The organism is Arenicella chitinivorans, assembly GCF_014651515.1.
Lineage (GTDB): Bacteria > Pseudomonadota > Gammaproteobacteria > Arenicellales > Arenicellaceae > Arenicella > Arenicella chitinivorans.
Genome location: NZ_BMXA01000003.1, coordinates 425,220 through 442,631 on the forward strand (window position 1 = coordinate 425,220; position 17,412 = coordinate 442,631).

General features: G+C 51.5%; 14 protein-coding genes. 9 read left to right on the forward strand and 5 right to left on the reverse strand.

Annotated elements, in window-relative coordinates:
* Positions 1 to 100 precede the first annotated feature (100 nt).
* The 3 genes from thrS to IE055_RS11595 are packed head-to-tail and all read left to right on the forward strand — an operon-like array spanning position 101 to position 3,125.
* On the forward strand, positions 101 to 2,050 hold the full coding sequence (thrS, locus tag IE055_RS11585; protein WP_189401141.1) for a threonine--tRNA ligase: 1,950 nt from the start codon (positions 101 to 103) through the stop codon (positions 2,048 to 2,050).
* 21 nt (positions 2,051 to 2,071) lie between these two features.
* Positions 2,072 to 2,851 (forward strand): FKBP-type peptidyl-prolyl cis-trans isomerase, encoded by a 780-nt coding sequence (locus IE055_RS11590; protein WP_229794262.1) that lies wholly within the window; start codon positions 2,072 to 2,074, stop codon positions 2,849 to 2,851.
* A gap of 34 nt (positions 2,852 to 2,885) precedes the next feature.
* Positions 2,886 to 3,125 carry a glutathione S-transferase N-terminal domain-containing protein gene (locus tag IE055_RS11595; protein ID WP_189401142.1) on the forward strand — a complete coding sequence of 80 codons (240 nt, stop codon included), beginning with the start codon at positions 2,886 to 2,888 and terminating at the stop codon, positions 3,123 to 3,125.
* Between the two features lie 76 nt (positions 3,126 to 3,201).
* Here the strand turns inward: IE055_RS11595 and adk are convergent, their stop codons facing one another.
* Entirely contained in the window at positions 3,202 to 3,861 is a 660-nt protein-coding gene (gene adk, locus IE055_RS11600; RefSeq protein ID WP_189401143.1) for an adenylate kinase, read from the reverse strand.
* Positions 3,862 to 4,099: 238 nt separating this feature from the next.
* Between adk and IE055_RS11605 the strand changes: the two genes are divergently transcribed.
* From IE055_RS11605 to IE055_RS11615, 3 genes are read left to right on the forward strand one after another with little or no spacing between them, the layout of a single operon-like run.
* Positions 4,100 to 5,962 (forward strand): AMP-dependent synthetase/ligase, encoded by a 1,863-nt coding sequence (locus IE055_RS11605; protein WP_229794263.1) that lies wholly within the window; start codon positions 4,100 to 4,102, stop codon positions 5,960 to 5,962.
* Entirely contained in the window at positions 5,959 to 6,678 is a 720-nt protein-coding gene (locus IE055_RS11610; protein WP_189401145.1) for an endonuclease I family protein, read from the forward strand. The genes IE055_RS11605 and IE055_RS11610 overlap by 4 nt, the downstream gene beginning before the upstream one ends.
* Positions 6,679 to 6,730: 52 nt before the next feature.
* Entirely contained in the window at positions 6,731 to 7,591 is an 861-nt protein-coding gene (locus IE055_RS11615) for an MlaD family protein (protein WP_189401146.1), read from the forward strand.
* A gap of 80 nt (positions 7,592 to 7,671) precedes the next feature.
* Here the strand turns inward: IE055_RS11615 and IE055_RS11620 are convergent, their stop codons facing one another.
* Both IE055_RS11620 and IE055_RS11625 read right to left on the reverse strand, forming a co-directional pair.
* Entirely contained in the window at positions 7,672 to 9,363 is a 1,692-nt protein-coding gene (locus tag IE055_RS11620) for a glutamine--tRNA ligase/YqeY domain fusion protein (RefSeq protein WP_189401147.1), read from the reverse strand.
* A 99-nt stretch (positions 9,364 to 9,462) separates the two neighbouring features.
* Complete coding sequence (locus IE055_RS11625) at positions 9,463 to 10,530, reverse strand: mechanosensitive ion channel domain-containing protein (RefSeq protein ID WP_189401148.1); 1,068 nt, start codon at positions 10,528 to 10,530, stop codon at positions 9,463 to 9,465.
* Between the two features lie 193 nt (positions 10,531 to 10,723).
* Between IE055_RS11625 and IE055_RS11630 the strand changes: the two genes are divergently transcribed.
* Positions 10,724 to 12,268, forward strand: coding sequence for a Re/Si-specific NAD(P)(+) transhydrogenase subunit alpha (locus IE055_RS11630; protein ID WP_189401149.1), 1,545 nt, complete (start codon positions 10,724 to 10,726; stop codon positions 12,266 to 12,268).
* An 11-nt stretch (positions 12,269 to 12,279) separates the two neighbouring features.
* Positions 12,280 to 13,665: a Re/Si-specific NAD(P)(+) transhydrogenase subunit beta gene (gene pntB / locus IE055_RS11635; protein WP_189401150.1), complete on the forward strand. Its 1,386-nt coding sequence runs from the start codon at positions 12,280 to 12,282 to the stop codon at positions 13,663 to 13,665.
* A gap of 72 nt (positions 13,666 to 13,737) precedes the next feature.
* Here pntB and IE055_RS11640 read toward each other — a convergent pair whose 3' ends face one another.
* The gene (locus IE055_RS11640; RefSeq protein ID WP_189401152.1) at positions 13,738 to 15,189 is read right to left on the reverse strand and encodes an amidohydrolase family protein; all 1,452 of its coding nucleotides are present in this window, start codon (positions 15,187 to 15,189) and stop codon (positions 13,738 to 13,740) included.
* An 83-nt stretch (positions 15,190 to 15,272) separates the two neighbouring features.
* The gene (locus IE055_RS11645; protein ID WP_189401155.1) at positions 15,273 to 16,325 is read right to left on the reverse strand and encodes a helix-turn-helix domain-containing protein; all 1,053 of its coding nucleotides are present in this window, start codon (positions 16,323 to 16,325) and stop codon (positions 15,273 to 15,275) included.
* A gap of 106 nt (positions 16,326 to 16,431) precedes the next feature.
* On the opposite strand from IE055_RS11645, the gene dusA reads away from it, so the two are divergent.
* Positions 16,432 to 17,412: a tRNA dihydrouridine(20/20a) synthase DusA gene (gene dusA, locus IE055_RS11650; protein ID WP_189401158.1), complete on the forward strand. Its 981-nt coding sequence runs from the start codon at positions 16,432 to 16,434 to the stop codon at positions 17,410 to 17,412.

Consider the following 17,412-nt stretch of genomic DNA (forward strand, 5'->3'; position numbering starts at 1 on the left):
AAACAGTAACAAACCGTAATGCAGACTGAATTCGAATGGTCTGGACGTAAACTAACACCAGAGCGGAATGCTCACTACAGAATATAGCGACCCGAGCGACATGTCGATACAAATTACTTTCCCGGACGGGGCTGTTAAACAATTCGATGGCCCAGTGACTGGACTAACCATCGCCGATGGCATCAGCAGCGGCTTACGCCGTAATGCAGTGGCAATTGAAGTGAACGGCGAGATGTGGGATTTAACCCGCGACATCCATACCGACGCAATGGTGTCGATTATCACGCGTGACTCAGAAGAGGGTCTGGATGTGCTGCGCCATGATGCTGCGCACGTGATGGCCGAAGCAGTAAAGGAACTGTATCCCGAGACGCAAGTCACGATTGGACCATCAATTGAGAATGGCTTCTATTATGACTTTGCCCGTGACGAGCCCTTTACACCAGATGATCTGGAAGCGATTGAGGCGCGCATGCGCGACATCGTAAAGCGTAATGAAACCATTGAGCGCGAAGTCTGGGATCGTGATGAAGCAATCGCGTATTTCAAGCGCATCGGTGAGGTTTATAAAGCTGAAATTATTGCTGATTTGCCCGCAGACGAGACCATTACGGTGTATCGCCAAGGCGATTTCTTAGACCTTTGCCGTGGTCCACATCTGCCCTCAACCGGCATTCTGCGTGATGGCTTCAAATTGACCAAATTGGCTGGCGCGTACTGGCGGGGTGACTCGAATAATGCGCAACTACAGCGTATTTATGGTACGGCTTGGTCAGACAAAAAAGCACTTAAAGCGTATTTGCGCCGAATGGAAGAAGCGGAAAAACGCGATCATCGTAAATTGGGTAAAGCGATGGACTTATTCCATCTACAGGACGAAGCACCAGGCAGTGTGTTTTGGCACCCGAAAGGTTGGGCGGTGTATCAAGCTGTACAGCAATATATGGCGGCCAAACAGTATGCACATGGATACCAAGAGATCAAAACACCGCAGGTGGTGGATATTTCGCTCTGGGAAAAGTCCGGTCATGCTTCAAAATTCGGCGATGACATGTTTACGTTAACGAATGATGAGCGTATGTACGCCATTAAGCCCATGAACTGCCCGTGCCACGTGCAGGTATTCAATCAGGGCTTGAAAAGCTATCGTGATTTGCCGTTGCGGTTGGCGGAATTCGGTTCTTGCCACCGTAATGAAATGTCGGGTTCGTTGCACGGCATTATGCGCGTACGCAGCTTCGTACAGGACGATGCGCACATTTTTTGTACTGAAGAGCAAATCCAGTCGGAAGTGAAAGCGTTTATCGATTTCTTGCATGAAGTGTATGCGGACTTTGGCTTTGATGAAGTAATTTATAAGTTGTCGACGCGTCCGGAGCAGCGCGTTGGATCGGACGAGGTTTGGGATCGTGCTGAGCAGGCGCTGGAGCAGGCCCTGAACGATAACGGCATCGAATGGGAATTGCAGCCAGGCGAAGGCGCTTTCTACGGGCCCAAAATCGAGTTTTCTTTGAAAGATTGTATTGGCCGAGTATGGCAGTGCGGCACCATGCAGGTCGACTTTTCAATGCCGGAGCGCTTGGATGCTGAATACGTGGCGGAGGATGGTTCCAAAAAAGTCCCCGTTATGTTGCATCGCGCTATTTTAGGGTCGATTGAGCGGTTCCTGGGTATCTTGATTGAACAGCACGCTGGTGCGTTACCGGCTTGGTTAGCGCCACAACAAGTCATGGTCGCCACGATTGTTACCGACGCTAATGACTATGCTGTTGAAGTCGCTAACGCATTACGCAACGCAGGTTTGCGCGCCGAAGTGGATCTGCGCAACGAAAAGATTGGCTACAAAGTACGGGAGCACAGCTTGCAAAAAATTCCAGCAATCCTATGTATAGGAAAGCGGGAAGCCGAGGAAGGCACCGTTGCTGTGCGGCGTTTTGGTAGCAAAGCGCAAACGGTGATGCCACTTGAGGATTTTATTGAACAGTTTGGTACTGAAGTGGAACAAAAACAACTGTTCGATGCGCAGGCTGATAAGCCGCAAGACAAATAACCCTATAGGAGAAACTAAGTAATGAGCTTAATGAAACGAATCGCCACCAGTGCTGGTGTGTCGACCCTGGTTGTCAGCGCCAGCATGGCTGTGGCGACCTCTGCATTCGCAGAAGAAAGTAAATGGACCACAAAAAACAAAGTTGATCTCACCACAGAGGAAGCAAAGCTGGGTTACACCTTCGGCATGCAGATTGGGAGTAACTTGGTCGGGCAGGGGATCGACCAGAAGATTGATGTGAAAGCGTTGACTGCCGCCATCCAAGACGCGGCGGCTGGCATCGAGCCACGCTTATCGCAAGAAGAAATGCAGCAAGCACAAATCGCGTTCCAGCAAGCGATGCAAGCTGAAGCGGAAAAAGCACGTGCTGAGCTCGAAGCGAAAGGCCAAGAGAACAGTGAAAAAGGCAAAGCGTTTATGGCTAAAAATGCCAAAGCCAAAGGCGTTAAAACCACTGAAAGCGGTCTACAGTACAACATTATTCGTGCGGGAAAAGGTAAAACACCAACCGCAGACGACGTCATTAAAGTGCACTATGTTGGCAAACTGATTGATGGTACCGAATTCGACAGCTCGTACGAGCGTGGCCAACCAGCTAGCTTTGCCGTCGCCGCAGTGATCCCTGGATTCTCGGAAGGTTTGCAGTTGGTCAAAGAAGGCGGCAAAATTCGTCTGGTGATTCCTGAGCAATTGGCTTACGGTCTTGATGCGCCACCATCAATCGGCCCAAATCAAACCTTGATTTTCGAAGTAGAGTTGTTGGAAGTAACGCCAGCACCGACCTCTAAGAAAGAAGGTTAATTTCTGATCTGCTAACTACGAGCACTCGTTATTTATGAAGCCACAACTCGCGCTGTACTACAGTAAGTACTGTTATTTTTGTCAGAAAGTCCTGACGTTTTTGCAGCATAAAGACATGCAGCTGGAATTGCGCAGCACCTCGGTTCCAGAGCATGCGCAGGCTTTAATGGCTGGAGGCGGTAAGACTCAGGTGCCTTGCCTGCGTATCGAGCATGAGAGTGGTGAGGTTGAGTGGATGTATGAGTCAGACGACATAATCCGCTATTTAAGCTAGCGCGTTTTTAGCAGAACAGAAAACATAAAAAAGGCCATCATGAGATGGCCTTTTTTTGACTATAGATCGCGTGGAACTACTTGCTCTCTAAGGCCGTTAGGATATTGTGACGAATCGATTCAACACTACCAACCCCTTCGATTTGAACATAACGTGGTGCGTTCTCTTCGCCGCTCGCAGCAAAGGATTGATAGTAGCCAATCAAGGGTTCGGTTTGCGCGTGGTACACATCTAAGCGTTTGCGGACGGTTTCCTCCTGATCATCATCGCGTTGAACCAGTGGTTCGCCAGTCACGTCATCTAGCCCTTCTACTTTGGGTGGGTTGTACAAAACGTGATATGTGCGACCGGACGCTAAGTGCGCACGACGCCCGCTCATGCGTTTGATGATTTCGGCATCGTCAACACTGATTTCGACCACGAAGTCTACGTCAATACCAAATTCTCGCATCGCGTCGGCTTGTGGGATGGTGCGTGGGAAGCCATCGAGTAGATAGCCATTAGCACAATCAGCTGCCTGTACGCGCTCTTTCACCATGCCGGTGATAATTTCATCTGAAATGAGTTTGCCGGCATCCATGATCTTCTTGGCTTCTTTACCAAGCTCGGTGCCTGCCTCTACGGCCGCGCGCAGCATGTCGCCGGTTGAAATCTGCGGGATACCGAATTTTTCGGTAATAAATGAGGCTTGTGTACCTTTGCCAGCACCTGGTCCACCAAGAAGAATGAGTCGCATAATCCTCGCCTTTGCTATCCGGTTGTAATGCTAAATAATGTGGAAAAGCGAACCGAAAATGGCCGCCTCACTGCGGAGAGTGGCGTAATTTAGCACAATCTTGGTGCGCTGGTAAGCTGCAATTGTGCATCTATATTGAGCATGATCGTTATGAATAGAGATAAACCGTGACCGTCAACAGCAAGCACGCTAAGATAGGATGCAGGCCCAAGCCATTTATTACCCTGATTTTAGAGTCGTGTCTGTTATTAGTCCCAAAATTTACCTCCAGCATCCAGACGATGCACTGACCCAGCATGAAGGGCTGGACATCATCAATTGCCATGATGCGGCCACCCTTGATCAGTTGTTTCGTGAGCGAGTACGACGCAGTCCCAATAAAGTCGCTTACGAGCAGTTTTCACCGACTGAGGCACGCTGGGTGCCGCATACTTGGTCACAGATTGCTACACAGGTTGAACGGTGGCAAGTGGCGTTCAGGGATGCCGGTTTAAGCAAAGGCGACCGGGTGGGAATTTGTTATCGTAATAGTATTGAATGGGTGATTTTTGACCAAGCGGCATTACGTTTGGGTCTGGTGGTGGTGCCGCTGTATACCGCGGATCGCGCTGACAACGTGGCCTATGTGATTGGCAATGCCGGTGCACGTCTGGTGTTGTTTGAAACTCAGCAAGTTTGGGACTCTGTGGCGGCAACGGACGAAGATGTCAGTTGCGTTGAAACTGTGCTGGTGATGGACGGAGAGGCAACTGGAAAAGCACACCTCGTCGGAGACTGGTTGCCTGAGCATGGCAGTCATCTTGAACGCGGTATGGCGGAACCGGATGACCTGGCATCCATTGTGTATACGTCTGGTACGACCGGTCGACCGAAAGGTGTGATGCTGTCACATCGCAATATGTTGTCGAACGCGTACAGTGGCATGCGCAGCGTGGCACTTACGCCGCACGACCATCTTTTGTCATTCTTGCCCCTGTCACATACGTTGGAGCGCACGGTTGGCTATTATGCGGCGCTAATGAGTGCGGCTAAGGTGTCGTTTAATCGGTCGATCCCTGAGCTTGCCGATGATTTGCAAGTATGCCAGCCAACAGTGCTGATTTCTGTGCCACGCATTTTTGAGCGCGTACATAACAAAATTTACTCTGGCCTAGCAGATCGAAGTCGCTTTGCTCAATGGCTGTTTGACACGGCGATCGAGGTCGGCTGGCGTCGATTTGAGCACCAACAAGGCCTGCGAGGCTGGCACCCAAGCCTACTGCTTCACGCATTGACCGATCGTTTGGTGGCGCGCAAGGTGCGTGCCCAACTCGGCGGTAAACTGCGGTATGTGATTGTTGGTGGCGCGCCCCTGTCTACTTCGGTGGCCAAAACCTTTATCTCACTGGGTGTGACGTTGCTGCAAGGCTACGGATTGACCGAATCCAGTCCGGTAGTGAGTGTAAACACCTTGGAGCGAAATCGACCCGATTCCATCGGCATGCTATTGCGCGGCGTCGCCGCCAAGCTAATGGAGGGCAATGAGCTTTGGGTTCGAGGCGAAAATGTCATGATGGGTTATTGGTCGAATCCGGAGGCCACACGACAGGTCATTGTTAACGATGGGGATGAGCGTTGGCTTCGAACGGGTGATTGTGCCTCTATTGATGTTGATGGTTTTGTACGCATAACCGGTCGAATTAAAGATATTCTGGTGTTGGCGAACGGGGAAAAAGTGCCGCCAAGTGATATTGAGAGTGCAATTAAACGCGATCCGTTATTCGAGCAAGTATTAGTGCTGGGTGAAGGTAAATCGTTTCTGACCGCGCTGGTCTGTTTAAGCGCCGATCTATCTGTGGCGCTTTGTGACGATCGAGGCTGGGATTCGAATAACTGGCAGACGCCTGAGCAACAAGAATATCTCGTGCAGAAGATCGCTGCGCAGATGGAAGACTTTCCAGGTTATGCCAAGGTGCGAAAAGTCGCCGTAAGCGATTCTGAATGGACCGTGGATAACGGCTTATTAACCCCAACACTCAAGGTCAAGCGAGTCGCAGTGATGCGTGAATTTTCAGACCAGATCGACGCCCTGTATTCTGGCCATGGAGTGCACGGCGCATGATCCGTCTGGTTTTGGCCCTGTCGGCCACCCTATTGTTAGTCGCTTGTGAACCATTCGATACTCAGGCTACGTCCACTGAGTACAGCACGTCACCAAAAAGCGAGCGTGACTACGCGCTGGCACGCTCGCAGTTCTGGCGTCATGTGTACCCGCAAGACGGCGTCACGTTGTATTGTCAGCAAGCATTTCAAACCGATGCGCGTAGCGGAGTGAACATTGAGCATGTTTTCCCGATGTCTTGGGCGACGTCAGCACTGAAGTGTGGCAAGCGCAAACAATGCCGTGGCAACAGTGTTGAGTTCAATATTATCGAGTCTGACATGCACAATTTGTTTCCATCGCGCAGTGACGTGAACCAAGCTCGTTCAAGTTTTCGATTCGGGGACGTACGCGGCGAAAAGCGTGAATTTGGTCGTCAGTGTGATTTTGAAGTCAATAGCCGAGCCCGCATGGCCGAGCCTGCGCCAGCCGTGCGTGGCGAAGTAGCCCGAGCGATGTTTTACATGGCGCATCAGTATCAAGATCAAGGGCTGCTAATTTTCAAGAAACAGGCTCGCATGTTAATAGCGTGGCATCGTGCTGATCCACCGAGCGATGCCGAGCATCGTCGTAATGATATAATCGCTAAAATACAAGGTAATCGAAACCCGTTTATTGACCGGCCGGATTACCTTGAACAGCTGTACCGGGAAGGGTACTTTGATGGTGGCCGCTAGGCCGCCGAGGGGGTCCTTTGGTGGGACGCCTTAGTTTTTGGGGAAAACATGCATGAAGATGAGAATTAGTTTGCGGGCTGCGGTGGCATGTCTGATGTTGACTGGATTGGTCGCCTGTACCTCGCCGCAGCCGTTTCAGGTTAGCGCTCGATTCAATCAGACGCGAGATATTGAGGTAGGTCGGCCAGTATTGTTTGATGGTGTTTCAGTCGGTGAAGTGCTTACTGTCACACCCGAAGGCGCGGGCAGTATTGTTGCAATGAGTGTGACGCCGGAAGCGGCTGAAATGATCAGTGCCGATGCTGCATTGGTGGTGAATCGAATTAAGCCTGGAGCACCGCTAGAATTACATAATCCCTCGGGTGTGATGGTTGAGCCATTACAGGCTGGGCAGCGTGTGCAGGCAATGGATTCGATGCTGGAACTCATGGCCTGGTCTGTTGGTGACGCGATCAACGCGGGCGGTGAGCAACTGGCAGTGATGGTGGATGACTTTCAGCGCTATATCAAAAGCGATGAGTTTCAGCAGAACGCGCAGGCGGTTCAACAGCAGTTGCAAGATGCCCTCGGCACCACCGCAGCAGCGCTTAAGACGATTGGCGACAATGTTGCTCAGTCTATTGTGAACGTCGCCGCCACCGAAGAACAACTGGCCAAAGCGATTGACGAGCTTGGCGACGAGCTTGGGCCTGTGGTGGAAGAATTGGCGCGTAGCAGCGCGGACTTGGCCACAGAGTTGGATCAGTTTGCAGAGCAACTTGAGAATGCCTCACCCGAACAAAAGGCGTCGGGTGAGCGTTTGATTCAAAGCATCACCGATTTGCTTGCCAAGCTGAATCAAAGCCTGGAACAAGGCAGCGTGCCGACATCAAAAGCCACGCCAGAGACAAGCGACGAAGCAGGGTCGTTTTAGATATTAACCTGCTGGGTCGGGCAAATTCGGCGGCCGCTACCGCCGAATTTTAAGTATCGCAAAGAATGCGCTCGGCAGAGTTACTTGCCGCTGTGTTTGGCCCAGGTGTCGCGTAGGCTGACAGTACGATTCATGATTACCTTGTCGGCAGTATGGTCGAGCGCATCAAAACAGAAGTACCCGACACGTTCGAATTGAAAGCGTGTCTCTGGGTCTGCGTCTTTGATGCTCGGCTCTAGTTTGGCATCTGGATATACGTGTAAGGAATCTGGGTTCAGAAGTGCCACAAAATCGTCGGCGGCACCTGGATTGGGTTCCTTGAATAAACGGTCATAGACGCGTACCTCGGCGTCCACAGCATGGGCCGCACTGACCCAGTGAATAATGCCTTTGATTTTGCGACCATCGGGGGTTTGGCCTTTGGCGGTTAATGGGTCATAGGTGCAATGCAATTCAATCACATTACCGTCATCATCGGTAATGACCTCATTACACGTCACGGCATAACCGTAACGAAGGCGTACCTCTCGGCCTGGACCTAGGCGAAAAAACTTAGACGGTGGATCGAGCATGAAGTCATCTTGGTCGATGTAAATCTCGCGGCCAAAGGGTATTTCGCGTGTGCCCATGGAGTCGTCTTTCGGGTGATTTTTAACGGTGAACGTTTCCGACTGACCTTCAGGGTAATTGGTGATGATGAGTTTCAGCGGGTTCAGTACACCAAAAACGCGCTTCGCGGTAGCTTCCAAATCGTGACGAATGGCGTTTTCCAATACCGTCATCTCGATCGTTGCGTCTTTTTTGGTGACCCCGATTTCAGCGCAGAAATCTCGGATGGATTGCGGTGTGTATCCGCGCCGTCGTAAACCAACCAAGGTGGTCAAACGCGGATCGTCCCAGCCGTTCACATGGCCTTCGGTGACTAATTGAATTAGTTTACGTTTACTCGCCAGCGTGTATTCCAAATTGGAGCGACCGAATTCGATTTGTTTCGGCATCAGTTTGCCGCGCTCGCCAATCAGATTTTCTTCCAACGTGATGTTGGCGAGTATCCAGTCATACAACTCACGATTGTCCTGAAACTCCAAAGTACAGAGAGAGTGCGTGATGCCTTCCAAAGCGTCCGAGATGCAGTGCGTAAAGTCATACATTGGGTAAATGCACCAGGCGTCGCCTGCACGGTAGTGATGAGCGTAGCGCACGCGATAAAGGATCGGATCGCGCATCACCATATTGGGCGATGACATGTCGATCTTGGCCCGTAAGGTATAGTCGCCTTCGTTAAACTCACCAGCGCGCATGCGCTCGAATAGGGCGCGGTTCTCATCAGCCGGGCGATCACGGTGTGGGCTGTTTTTACCGGGTTCGGTCAAGGTGCCACGGTACTCACGCATTTCGTCGGGGGTCAATTCATCAACATAGGCCAAGCCTTTGTCGACGAGCTCCAGTGCGAATTGGTATAAGCGTTCGTAGTAATCGGATGCAAAACACAGCTGATCCCATTCAAATCCGAGCCATTGCACTGTGTCGCGAATTGACTCCACAAATTCCATGCTCTCTTTTTCTGGATTGGTGTCGTCGAAGCGAAGATTGCACTTGCCACCGAGATCTTCCGCCAGTCCGAAATTCAAGCAGATAGATTTGGCATGTCCGAGATGTAAGTAGCCATTCGGCTCGGGTGGAAAGCGTGTGTAGATGTAGTCGTGCTTGCCGTTCGCCAAGTCGTTCTTGGCGATGCTGCGAATAAAATGGTTTGGCGTGGGTTTGCTCATGAAAGTAAAACCTAAGTTGTCTGTTGCTAAACAGACTGGGCAAATTCAAACTGCGTATTATAGTGGATGTTGGGGCCCGATTGGGAGAGACGTCGACCTCTATTGCGCATCGTTCGGTCGTATTTGTACTTCATTATTCTGCAAACTCGGGGTTGCCAGTGAAATACCCGACCGCACCGACTCAGCCAGAATGTGCCCGCGAAAAATCTGTTTTATGCGCAGCAGGCGTTTTACGTCTTTGATGTAGTAATAGACCGCCCAGGTCACCGCATAGTCGCCCGTTTCTTGCACCATGATTTCGGGTTTGAATTGCTCCTCTCGCAAGCCTTCGACGCGATCGATTTCGGCAAATGCGCGCATGATCATCTCGGTCACTTCCTGTTTGGAGTGCTGGTAATCGATATTGAATAACAAGCATTCTCGCAACCCTTTGGCAGAGGCGAAACGTGACAAGTTTTGAATGCCAACATCGCGCAAGCGCGCGTTGCGCAGCATCAAGCGATGGTTGTTCGCCAAATCCAGACATTCAGTGTGAAACAACTTGGTTTTAAACACACTGGCCACAATGGTGTTGCCGTCCAGGTCAAACTGGATGACGTCGCCTTCTTCACACAGGCGGCTGTTCAGAATGATCAACCCGCTGATAATGTCCGGCGCCCAGGAACCTTGGGTCATGGCCAGAAATAGACCGATGATACCCAGTGCACCGCCGGCCTCAAGCAGAGAATTTAAACCGAGGATGCGCAGGCAGCTGACCAAAGCGATAATCGCGATTACAGCAGCCACAAATAGACTCAATCCGCGGCTTGAGTAGGTATCGGAGATCGTGGTTTTGTTATTGGTTTGGCGCACCTTGCCAAAGCGTCGGCGCACGAAATAGTTAATCGCTTGCGTCGACAAGACAGCAAAGTAAATCACGATCAATGATTGCGTGAAGCGCGATAACAAGGCGCTTTTGGGCAGGATAAAGACGCTGGTCAACACCGCCATGATGATCAAGAAATTCAATAGCCGCATCATGCTGACACGGGTGGTCAGATTTTCCTCAGGATTGAGCCAGCTGCAAAAAGGCTTGGCCAGCGCCATCAGCAACAGACTAACGCCGATAGTCAAAATGTCCTGCAGGCTTAGCAGGGTAAAAACATTGGATAGGTCTGGCAAAGTCATCGAGCCATTATACGTAATCTGCTGTGCGGGTGCTCATCTGCGGGAAAAACTATTCACCTTGGGAATGATTGTTATAGATTTCAGATTCGCTCTGGTATTACGGAACATGCTTCGTATAATCAGTGTCAGCCAAGCTTTGCGCACTCTGCGCACAAAAAAAATCTAATGGACACACCACTGGAGTTAACCAAAGATGATAATTAGTATTCCAAAGGAGTCGTTTAAGGGTGAGAAGCGCGTCGCGCTGACCCCTGAGTCGGCGACTCAAATCCTCAAACTTGGCCACACCTTACGTATTGAAACCGGTGCCGGCAAAAATGCTGAATTCAGCGATGCTGACTACAAAGACGCTGGCGTTGACGTGGTGCCAGCCGACGCGATTTGGACCGACACCGACATCATTATGAAGGTGCGAGGAGTTACCGAAGAAGAAGCTGGCAAACTGACTGCCGGAACCACGGTAATCAGTTTTTTCTGGCCGGCACAAAATGAAGCGCTACTGAAGAAGTTAGCCGATGCCAAGGTGAATGTGATCGCGATGGACTGTGTGCCACGTTTGTCACGTTCGCAAAAAATGGATGCGCTGAGTTCTATGGCCAACATTGGCGGTTACCGCGCCGTGGTGGAAGCGGCGAATCTTTTCGGCCGATTTTTCACTGGACAGGTGACGGCGGCCGGTAAAGTACCACCAGCTAAAGTGCTGGTGATCGGTGCGGGGGTTGCTGGTTTGGCGGCGATCGGCGCGGCTAAAAGTATGGGCGCCATCGTGCGTGCATTCGATACTCGTCTCGAAGCCAAAGAGCAGGTCGAGAGTCTGGGTGGCGAATTCTTGGTCCTGGAGTTTGAAGAAGATGGTTCGGGTGAGGGCGGTTATGCCAAAACCATGAGTAAAGAATTCATCGACGCCGAGATGGCCATGTTCCGCGAGCAGGCCAAAGAAGTGGATATCATTATCACCACCGCCTTGATTCCAGGCAAACCAGCGCCGGAATTGATTACTAAAGACATGGTCGAAAGCATGAAGTCAGGCAGTGTGATCGTTGATCTGGCCGCCGAGCAAGGCGGTAACTGCAAGCTTTCGAAAGCCAACAAAGTCGTCACACACAAAGGCGTCAAAATTATTGGCTACACCGATCTACCAAGTCGTTTGGCCACGCAGTCGTCACAACTGTATGCCACAAATCTGCGTCACATGTTGACGGATTTGACACCTGAAAAAGATGGTCAGGTCGTGATCAATATGGAAGACGACGTCATCCGAGGTGCCACTGCTGCACATGCCGGCAAAGTCACTTGGCCTGCACCAGCACCCAAACTGTCGGCTGCGCCTAAACCACCGCCAAAACCAGCGGCTGCTCCGCCAGCGCCGGCACCTGAAATGAGTGCTGCCAGCAAAGCTAAAATGACTTTTGGTGCCATGGCACTCGGTGTATTGGCTTTGTTAGGCGTTGGTTCTGTCGCACCGCCTGACTTTATGAGTCATTTCACTGTATTCGTGTTGGCGTGTTTCGTTGGCTACCAAGTTATCTGGAGCGTGACGCCATCACTGCACACACCTCTAATGAGCGTGACAAACGCGATTTCGGGCATCATCGTGGTTGGTGCGCTACTGCAGATTTCTTCCGGCTCTGGGCTGGTGGTCTTTCTGGCATTTATCGCGATCTTGATCGCATCGATCAATATTGCTGGTGGCTTTTTGGTTACCCAGCGCATGCTGAAAATGTTCAATAAAGGTTAGAGGGTAACAACATGGAAATGGGAACTATTACTGCAGCGTATATTGCTGCTGCGATTCTGTTTATTCTCAGCCTATCTGGATTGAGTAATCAGGAAACTTCACGTCGAGGCAATTGGTACGGCATCATCGGGATGACCATTGCGATTGTTGCGACGATTTTAAATAAGAGCGTTGATGCCTATGGCTGGTTGATAATCGCCATGGTCATTGGTGGTGGTATTGGTGCACGCTTCGCGTCGCGCGTTGAAATGACGCAAATGCCCGAACTGGTGGCAATTTTGCACAGTTTTGTCGGTATGGCCGCAGTGCTGGTTGGTTTTGCGAGCTTTTTTGATCCGAACAATGTGCTCTATGGCGTGGAAGCAACCATCCATAACGTCGAGGTTTATTTGGGTATTTTGATTGGCGCAGTGACGTTTACCGGCTCGGTCGTCGCCTTCGGTAAATTGAGCGGCCGCATAGGCAGTCGTCCATTATTGCTGCCGTCACGCCACATGTTGAATTTGGCGCTGCTGGGTATTTCGATTCTGTTGGGTTGGTGGTTTCTGGAAGCCGGCCACGACGGTGGTACCTGGCCGTTGATCTTGATGACCCTCATTGCGTTTGCCTTTGGTATCCACATGGTGATGGCGATTGGTGGTGCAGACATGCCGGTGGTGATCTCAATGCTGAACAGCTACTCAGGCTGGGCTGCGGCTGCCACGGGTTTTATGCTCTCCAATGATCTCTTGATTGTGGTAGGAGCCTTGGTCGGTAGCTCGGGCGCGATTCTAAGTTACATCATGTGCCGAGCCATGAACCGTAATTTCGTGTCGGTGATTATGGGTGGTTTTGGCACGACGACGGGCGGTGATGCTGAAGAAGGTGAGCAAGGTGAAGCTGTTCCGGTGCAAGCTGACGAGGTCGCGCAAATGATGAACGATGCCAAAGAAGTGGTTATCGTGCCAGGTTACGGTATGGCGGTGGCAAACGCGCAACACGCCGTGTCGGATCTGACCAAACAATTGCGAGACAAAGGCGTCAATGTGCGTTTTGCGATTCACCCTGTAGCGGGTCGTATGCCTGGACATATGAACGTGCTATTGGCGGAAGCCAATGTGCCTTACGACATCGTTCTGGAAATGGACGAAATCAACGACGAACTTGGTAAGGTTGATGTGGTTATGGTGATTGGTGCGAATGACATCGTGAACCCGGCGGCAATGGAAAATCCCAACAGCCCAATCGCAGGTATGCCTGTGCTGGAGGTTTGGAATGCCAAAAACGTTATTGTGTCAAAACGCTCAATGGCGACCGGATACGCAGGTGTTGAGAACCCGTTGTTCTTCAAAGACAACACGCGCATGCTGTTCGGTGATGCCAAAGACAGTGTGGATGCGATTAAGTCTGCCTTGTAACTGACTAAGACTACGCAGCGTAAAAATGCCACCTTCGGGTGGCATTTTTGTGCTCATGTTCTACGTCTAGGCCTACAAGAATGCCCGGCTCAGCTGGTCTTCTAAAAACCGTCCGAAACTCGGAAACCAATGTTGCGGCGGTGGGCTAGTGTGGATGAGCTTGGCCAGTTGTGCGCGGTTTAACCATTGACCAGATTTCACCACGGCGACAGGTTGGCGAAAATGCTCGACATCGAGCAACGGATTGTTCGCGAGCAGCACTAGATCAGCTCGTTTGCCAACGTCCACTGTGCCGAGTTCGTGACTCAGTTGCAGTGCGGTTGCGGCATTGATGGTGGCGGCCTGAAGTACTTGCCCCGCCGCGATGCCGGCTTCTTGCATTAAGGCCATTTCATGATGAGTTGAACTCCCCGCTGGCATGTACATGGTGCCTTGGTCCGAGCCGACTAGCAGTTTGACTTGCAAATCGGCCGCACGTTTGGCGATTCTCAGCAGCAATTCTCGCTCACGTAGATTCCAGTCCGCCAGCTTTTGGCTCGCGGTTAGCCAGCGTTCGATTGCGAAGTGTTCATTGAGGGTGCGGAAAAATGGATTGAACTGATCGAGGGGCAGTTGTTCGACAAAGGCCTCCTTATGCACACTGAGCTGGGTCAGGTGGTCGAAGGTAGCCAATGTGGGCGTCAAGTAAACGTCGGTATTCGCCAATTGCCGTAAATACGCGTCCAATTTCTCCAGCCCAAACTCGAAGTTGAGTACGGTTTGGAAGATGTCTTCGACGTGCTCAACGGACTGAACTCCATTCAACTTTTCAAGCTTCAAGCCTGACAGTGTGTCCGAAACCACGGCGTAGGGTCCGTGCTTGACCACCGGGATAGCGCGTTTGGCGGCTTCATCCAGTATGGCTTCGAATACGGCGGGTTCGAGGTCATTGTAAAGTTTGAGTGAATCGTAACCCTCAGCTTTAAAATGTCGAACCAGGTCGCGCGCCTGCTCAGGATTGCGGACAGCTTGTTGCAGTGCATGGGCAAGTTCTGGTCGGTCAAACACGGGTGAGCTGGTTAGCATGCGCGCACCAAGCCATTGTTTATTTTCGAGTTCCTGACGCCAACGCAGGTGCATCGGCATTCCGCGTAAATTACGCACCGTGGTCACGCCATGCGCCAGTGTGATCACCAGGTCCTTGCGGTCATAGATGTGCGTGTGCATATCCATGAGACCGGGTGTCACATAGGCATGGTTGCCCTCGACACGTTGATAGCCTGCGGGAACTGTAGAGCCAGCTGGGAGAATGGCCTCAATGTGTCCGTCACGTAGACGCAGTTGCTGGTCCGGTTTGACGGTCAACGTGCGCACATTAACAATGGACACGTTATCAATGGCCAGTGCTGTGCCGTTAATGACCGGTGGAAGATCGCGCGAAGGACCGGCTTGACCAGCCCAGATAGCGCCACACAGCAGCAGCACAAGTGCACTGAGTAGTGAAGCGAGTGTGAATAGTGATCGTTTTACAAATAAGTATTTCATGGTTCTAAGAAGCGTTGGTTGAATTGACCAGCCAAGCTTCTGTGAATTGCCCGCTGTGAGCGTCCAGAATCGTGATTTTGGACTTATTCGCGTTGCAGTTGTCGGTGAAATTGACGTGGTGTCAGTCCAGTCACTGTCTTGAATACCGCATTAAAGCTGGATTTGGAGTTAAAGCCCGCTTGCATAGCTATGTTCAATAGGTTGGGCGTTGAATTGTCTAACGCAGCGAGTTGTTGCTTAACGTCCTCAACGCGTAATTGATTAATGTAGTCGCAGAAACTGCGTTCGGCACCGATATTCACCGCCGCAGAAATGTCTCTGGTATTCAACTGCGTCAGTTCGGCTAGGTCGTTTAGCGATAAGCGCGGACGTCGATGCAAGGCCTGGTCCACAATCGTTTGGTGGATACTTTGAAACAGAGAACGGTATACCTGTGTATCGATATTGTCGGTTGTGTCGGATGTGTCGTACCGACTGAGGCCGTCAAACAGAATAGGCTGACGCACGGCCAGAATAGCCAGGGCTGCGAATAACACCAGCACGCAAACCTGATGCAGTAAATACCAGGTATTTGCCAGTGGATATGACATCAGTGATTGCAGATTCAGGCGCACAATATCGGTCACGCCAAGCACGGCAAATGCCAGCATGATGGTTACCAGCCAGTCTAGTCGCATCTCGCGCGCCGCAGCGCTACTTTGGTGAGATGCCACCCGATAACGCAGCAGAAAGCGGTAGGCTAACACACCATAAATCAACAGGCTTATGGACCCTAACGCAATGACTGCCGCTGTATGCTCGGTGAAGAATAAGGCGATTAACGTCGGGACGAAATGGATTAACTGATTGGCCGCCCAACGATGATCCTCGAATACGAGGTGTTTTACGAACAAGTAGAAGGCCGGGCCGGTGGTCAGCGTCAGCGCCGGCGTAATCAAATACCCCTGACTGAATAGCTGGGTTTCCTCAGAAAAGTTGAACACCATCAAAATAATCTCGAGACCAAACAGCAGGCAGATACCGCGAAACCGAGGTTTAGACCAGAGCAGGATGATTCCGAACAGACACAGCGTCATGAACACGACTTCGACCACGTTGACCGGTCGTAATGAATAAACATCAATCAGAGGGTTCATAGCTTCCATTAATCGCGCTGGAGAGGGGTAGATTACCGCATTATTGCCGTCAGGCGCCATCCGTCTGTGCAGCACTGGCCTTGGATTTTGGTACAATCGCCGCGTTATGAAGAATTCTACAATAGACCGTACTTTCTGCGTTGCGCCGATGTTGGATTGCACCGACCGGCACGAACGCTATCTTGCACGATTGATGTCCAAACACGCTGTGTTGTATACCGAAATGGTCACCACCGGAGCGATTTTGTTTGGAGACCGCGCTCGCTTTCTGGACTTCGACGCAGCCGAGCATCCGGTGGCACTGCAGCTTGGTGGCAGTGACCCGGATGCCATGACTCAGTGCGCTGAAATAGCACAACAATGGGGCTATGACGAGGTCAACATCAACGTGGGTTGTCCCAGTGATCGCGTACAGTCTGGCAGTTTTGGCGCGTGTTTGATGCAAACGCCGGACGTGGTGGCCGACAACGTGCGGCAGATGTCGGCGGCGGTGGATATACCGGTGACGGTAAAATGCCGGATCGGGATCGATGATCAGGAGCCGCGCGATGCCTTGTGGAGCTTGGTGGAATCTTGTGCTGACGCGGGTTGCGAAGTGTTCTTAGTGCACGCCCGCAAAGCGTGGCTTAAGGGGCTGAGTCCGAAACAGAATCGAGATGTGCCGCCCCTGGATTACGAGTTGGTGTACGCGCTGAAAGCCGCGTTTCCGGAGCTGGATATCGTTATTAATGGCGGAATCACCAGTATTGAAGCCTGTCAGCAGCATCTAGAGATCGTCGACGGTGTGATGATGGGCAGGGAGGCATACTCCAATCCGTATATCTTGGCGCAGGTCGACCAAGCGCTGTACAACGATGACAGCGCCAGGCCGTCACGCGATGATGTCTTGCGCCAGTATCAGGAATACGCCGAGAAACAACTGCAGCAGGGTGTGCGCCTGAACCATTTATCTCGCCATGTGGTGGGTCTTTATCATGGTGAGCCTCGGTCACGTCTTTGGCGGCGGTACATCAGCGAGCATGCGCATTTACCCGGATCTGACGCCTCAGTGTTAGTATTGGCGTACCAGGCAATGGTTCAGGGATAG

Bases quoted from the DNA above. Each gene is read 5' to 3' on its own strand.
- thrS (WP_189401141.1), top strand. From the start codon at position 101: ATGTCGATACAAATTACTTTCCCGGACGGGGCTGTTAAACAATTCGAT.
- IE055_RS11590 (WP_229794262.1), top strand. From the start codon at position 2,072: ATGAGCTTAATGAAACGAATCGCCACCAGTGCTGGTGTGTCGACCCTG.
- IE055_RS11595 (WP_189401142.1), top strand. From the start codon at position 2,886: ATGAAGCCACAACTCGCGCTGTACTACAGTAAGTACTGTTATTTTTGT.
- adk (WP_189401143.1), bottom strand. From the start codon at position 3,861: ATGCGACTCATTCTTCTTGGTGGACCAGGTGCTGGCAAAGGTACACAA.
- IE055_RS11610 (WP_189401145.1), top strand. From the start codon at position 5,959: ATGATCCGTCTGGTTTTGGCCCTGTCGGCCACCCTATTGTTAGTCGCT.
- IE055_RS11615 (WP_189401146.1), top strand. From the start codon at position 6,731: ATGAAGATGAGAATTAGTTTGCGGGCTGCGGTGGCATGTCTGATGTTG.
- IE055_RS11620 (WP_189401147.1), bottom strand. From the start codon at position 9,363: ATGAGCAAACCCACGCCAAACCATTTTATTCGCAGCATCGCCAAGAAC.
- IE055_RS11625 (WP_189401148.1), bottom strand. From the start codon at position 10,530: ATGACTTTGCCAGACCTATCCAATGTTTTTACCCTGCTAAGCCTGCAG.
- IE055_RS11630 (WP_189401149.1), top strand. From the start codon at position 10,724: ATGATAATTAGTATTCCAAAGGAGTCGTTTAAGGGTGAGAAGCGCGTC.
- pntB (WP_189401150.1), top strand. From the start codon at position 12,280: ATGGAAATGGGAACTATTACTGCAGCGTATATTGCTGCTGCGATTCTG.
- IE055_RS11640 (WP_189401152.1), bottom strand. From the start codon at position 15,189: ATGAAATACTTATTTGTAAAACGATCACTATTCACACTCGCTTCACTA.
- IE055_RS11645 (WP_189401155.1), bottom strand. From the start codon at position 16,325: ATGAACCCTCTGATTGATGTTTATTCATTACGACCGGTCAACGTGGTC.
- dusA (WP_189401158.1), top strand. From the start codon at position 16,432: ATGAAGAATTCTACAATAGACCGTACTTTCTGCGTTGCGCCGATGTTG.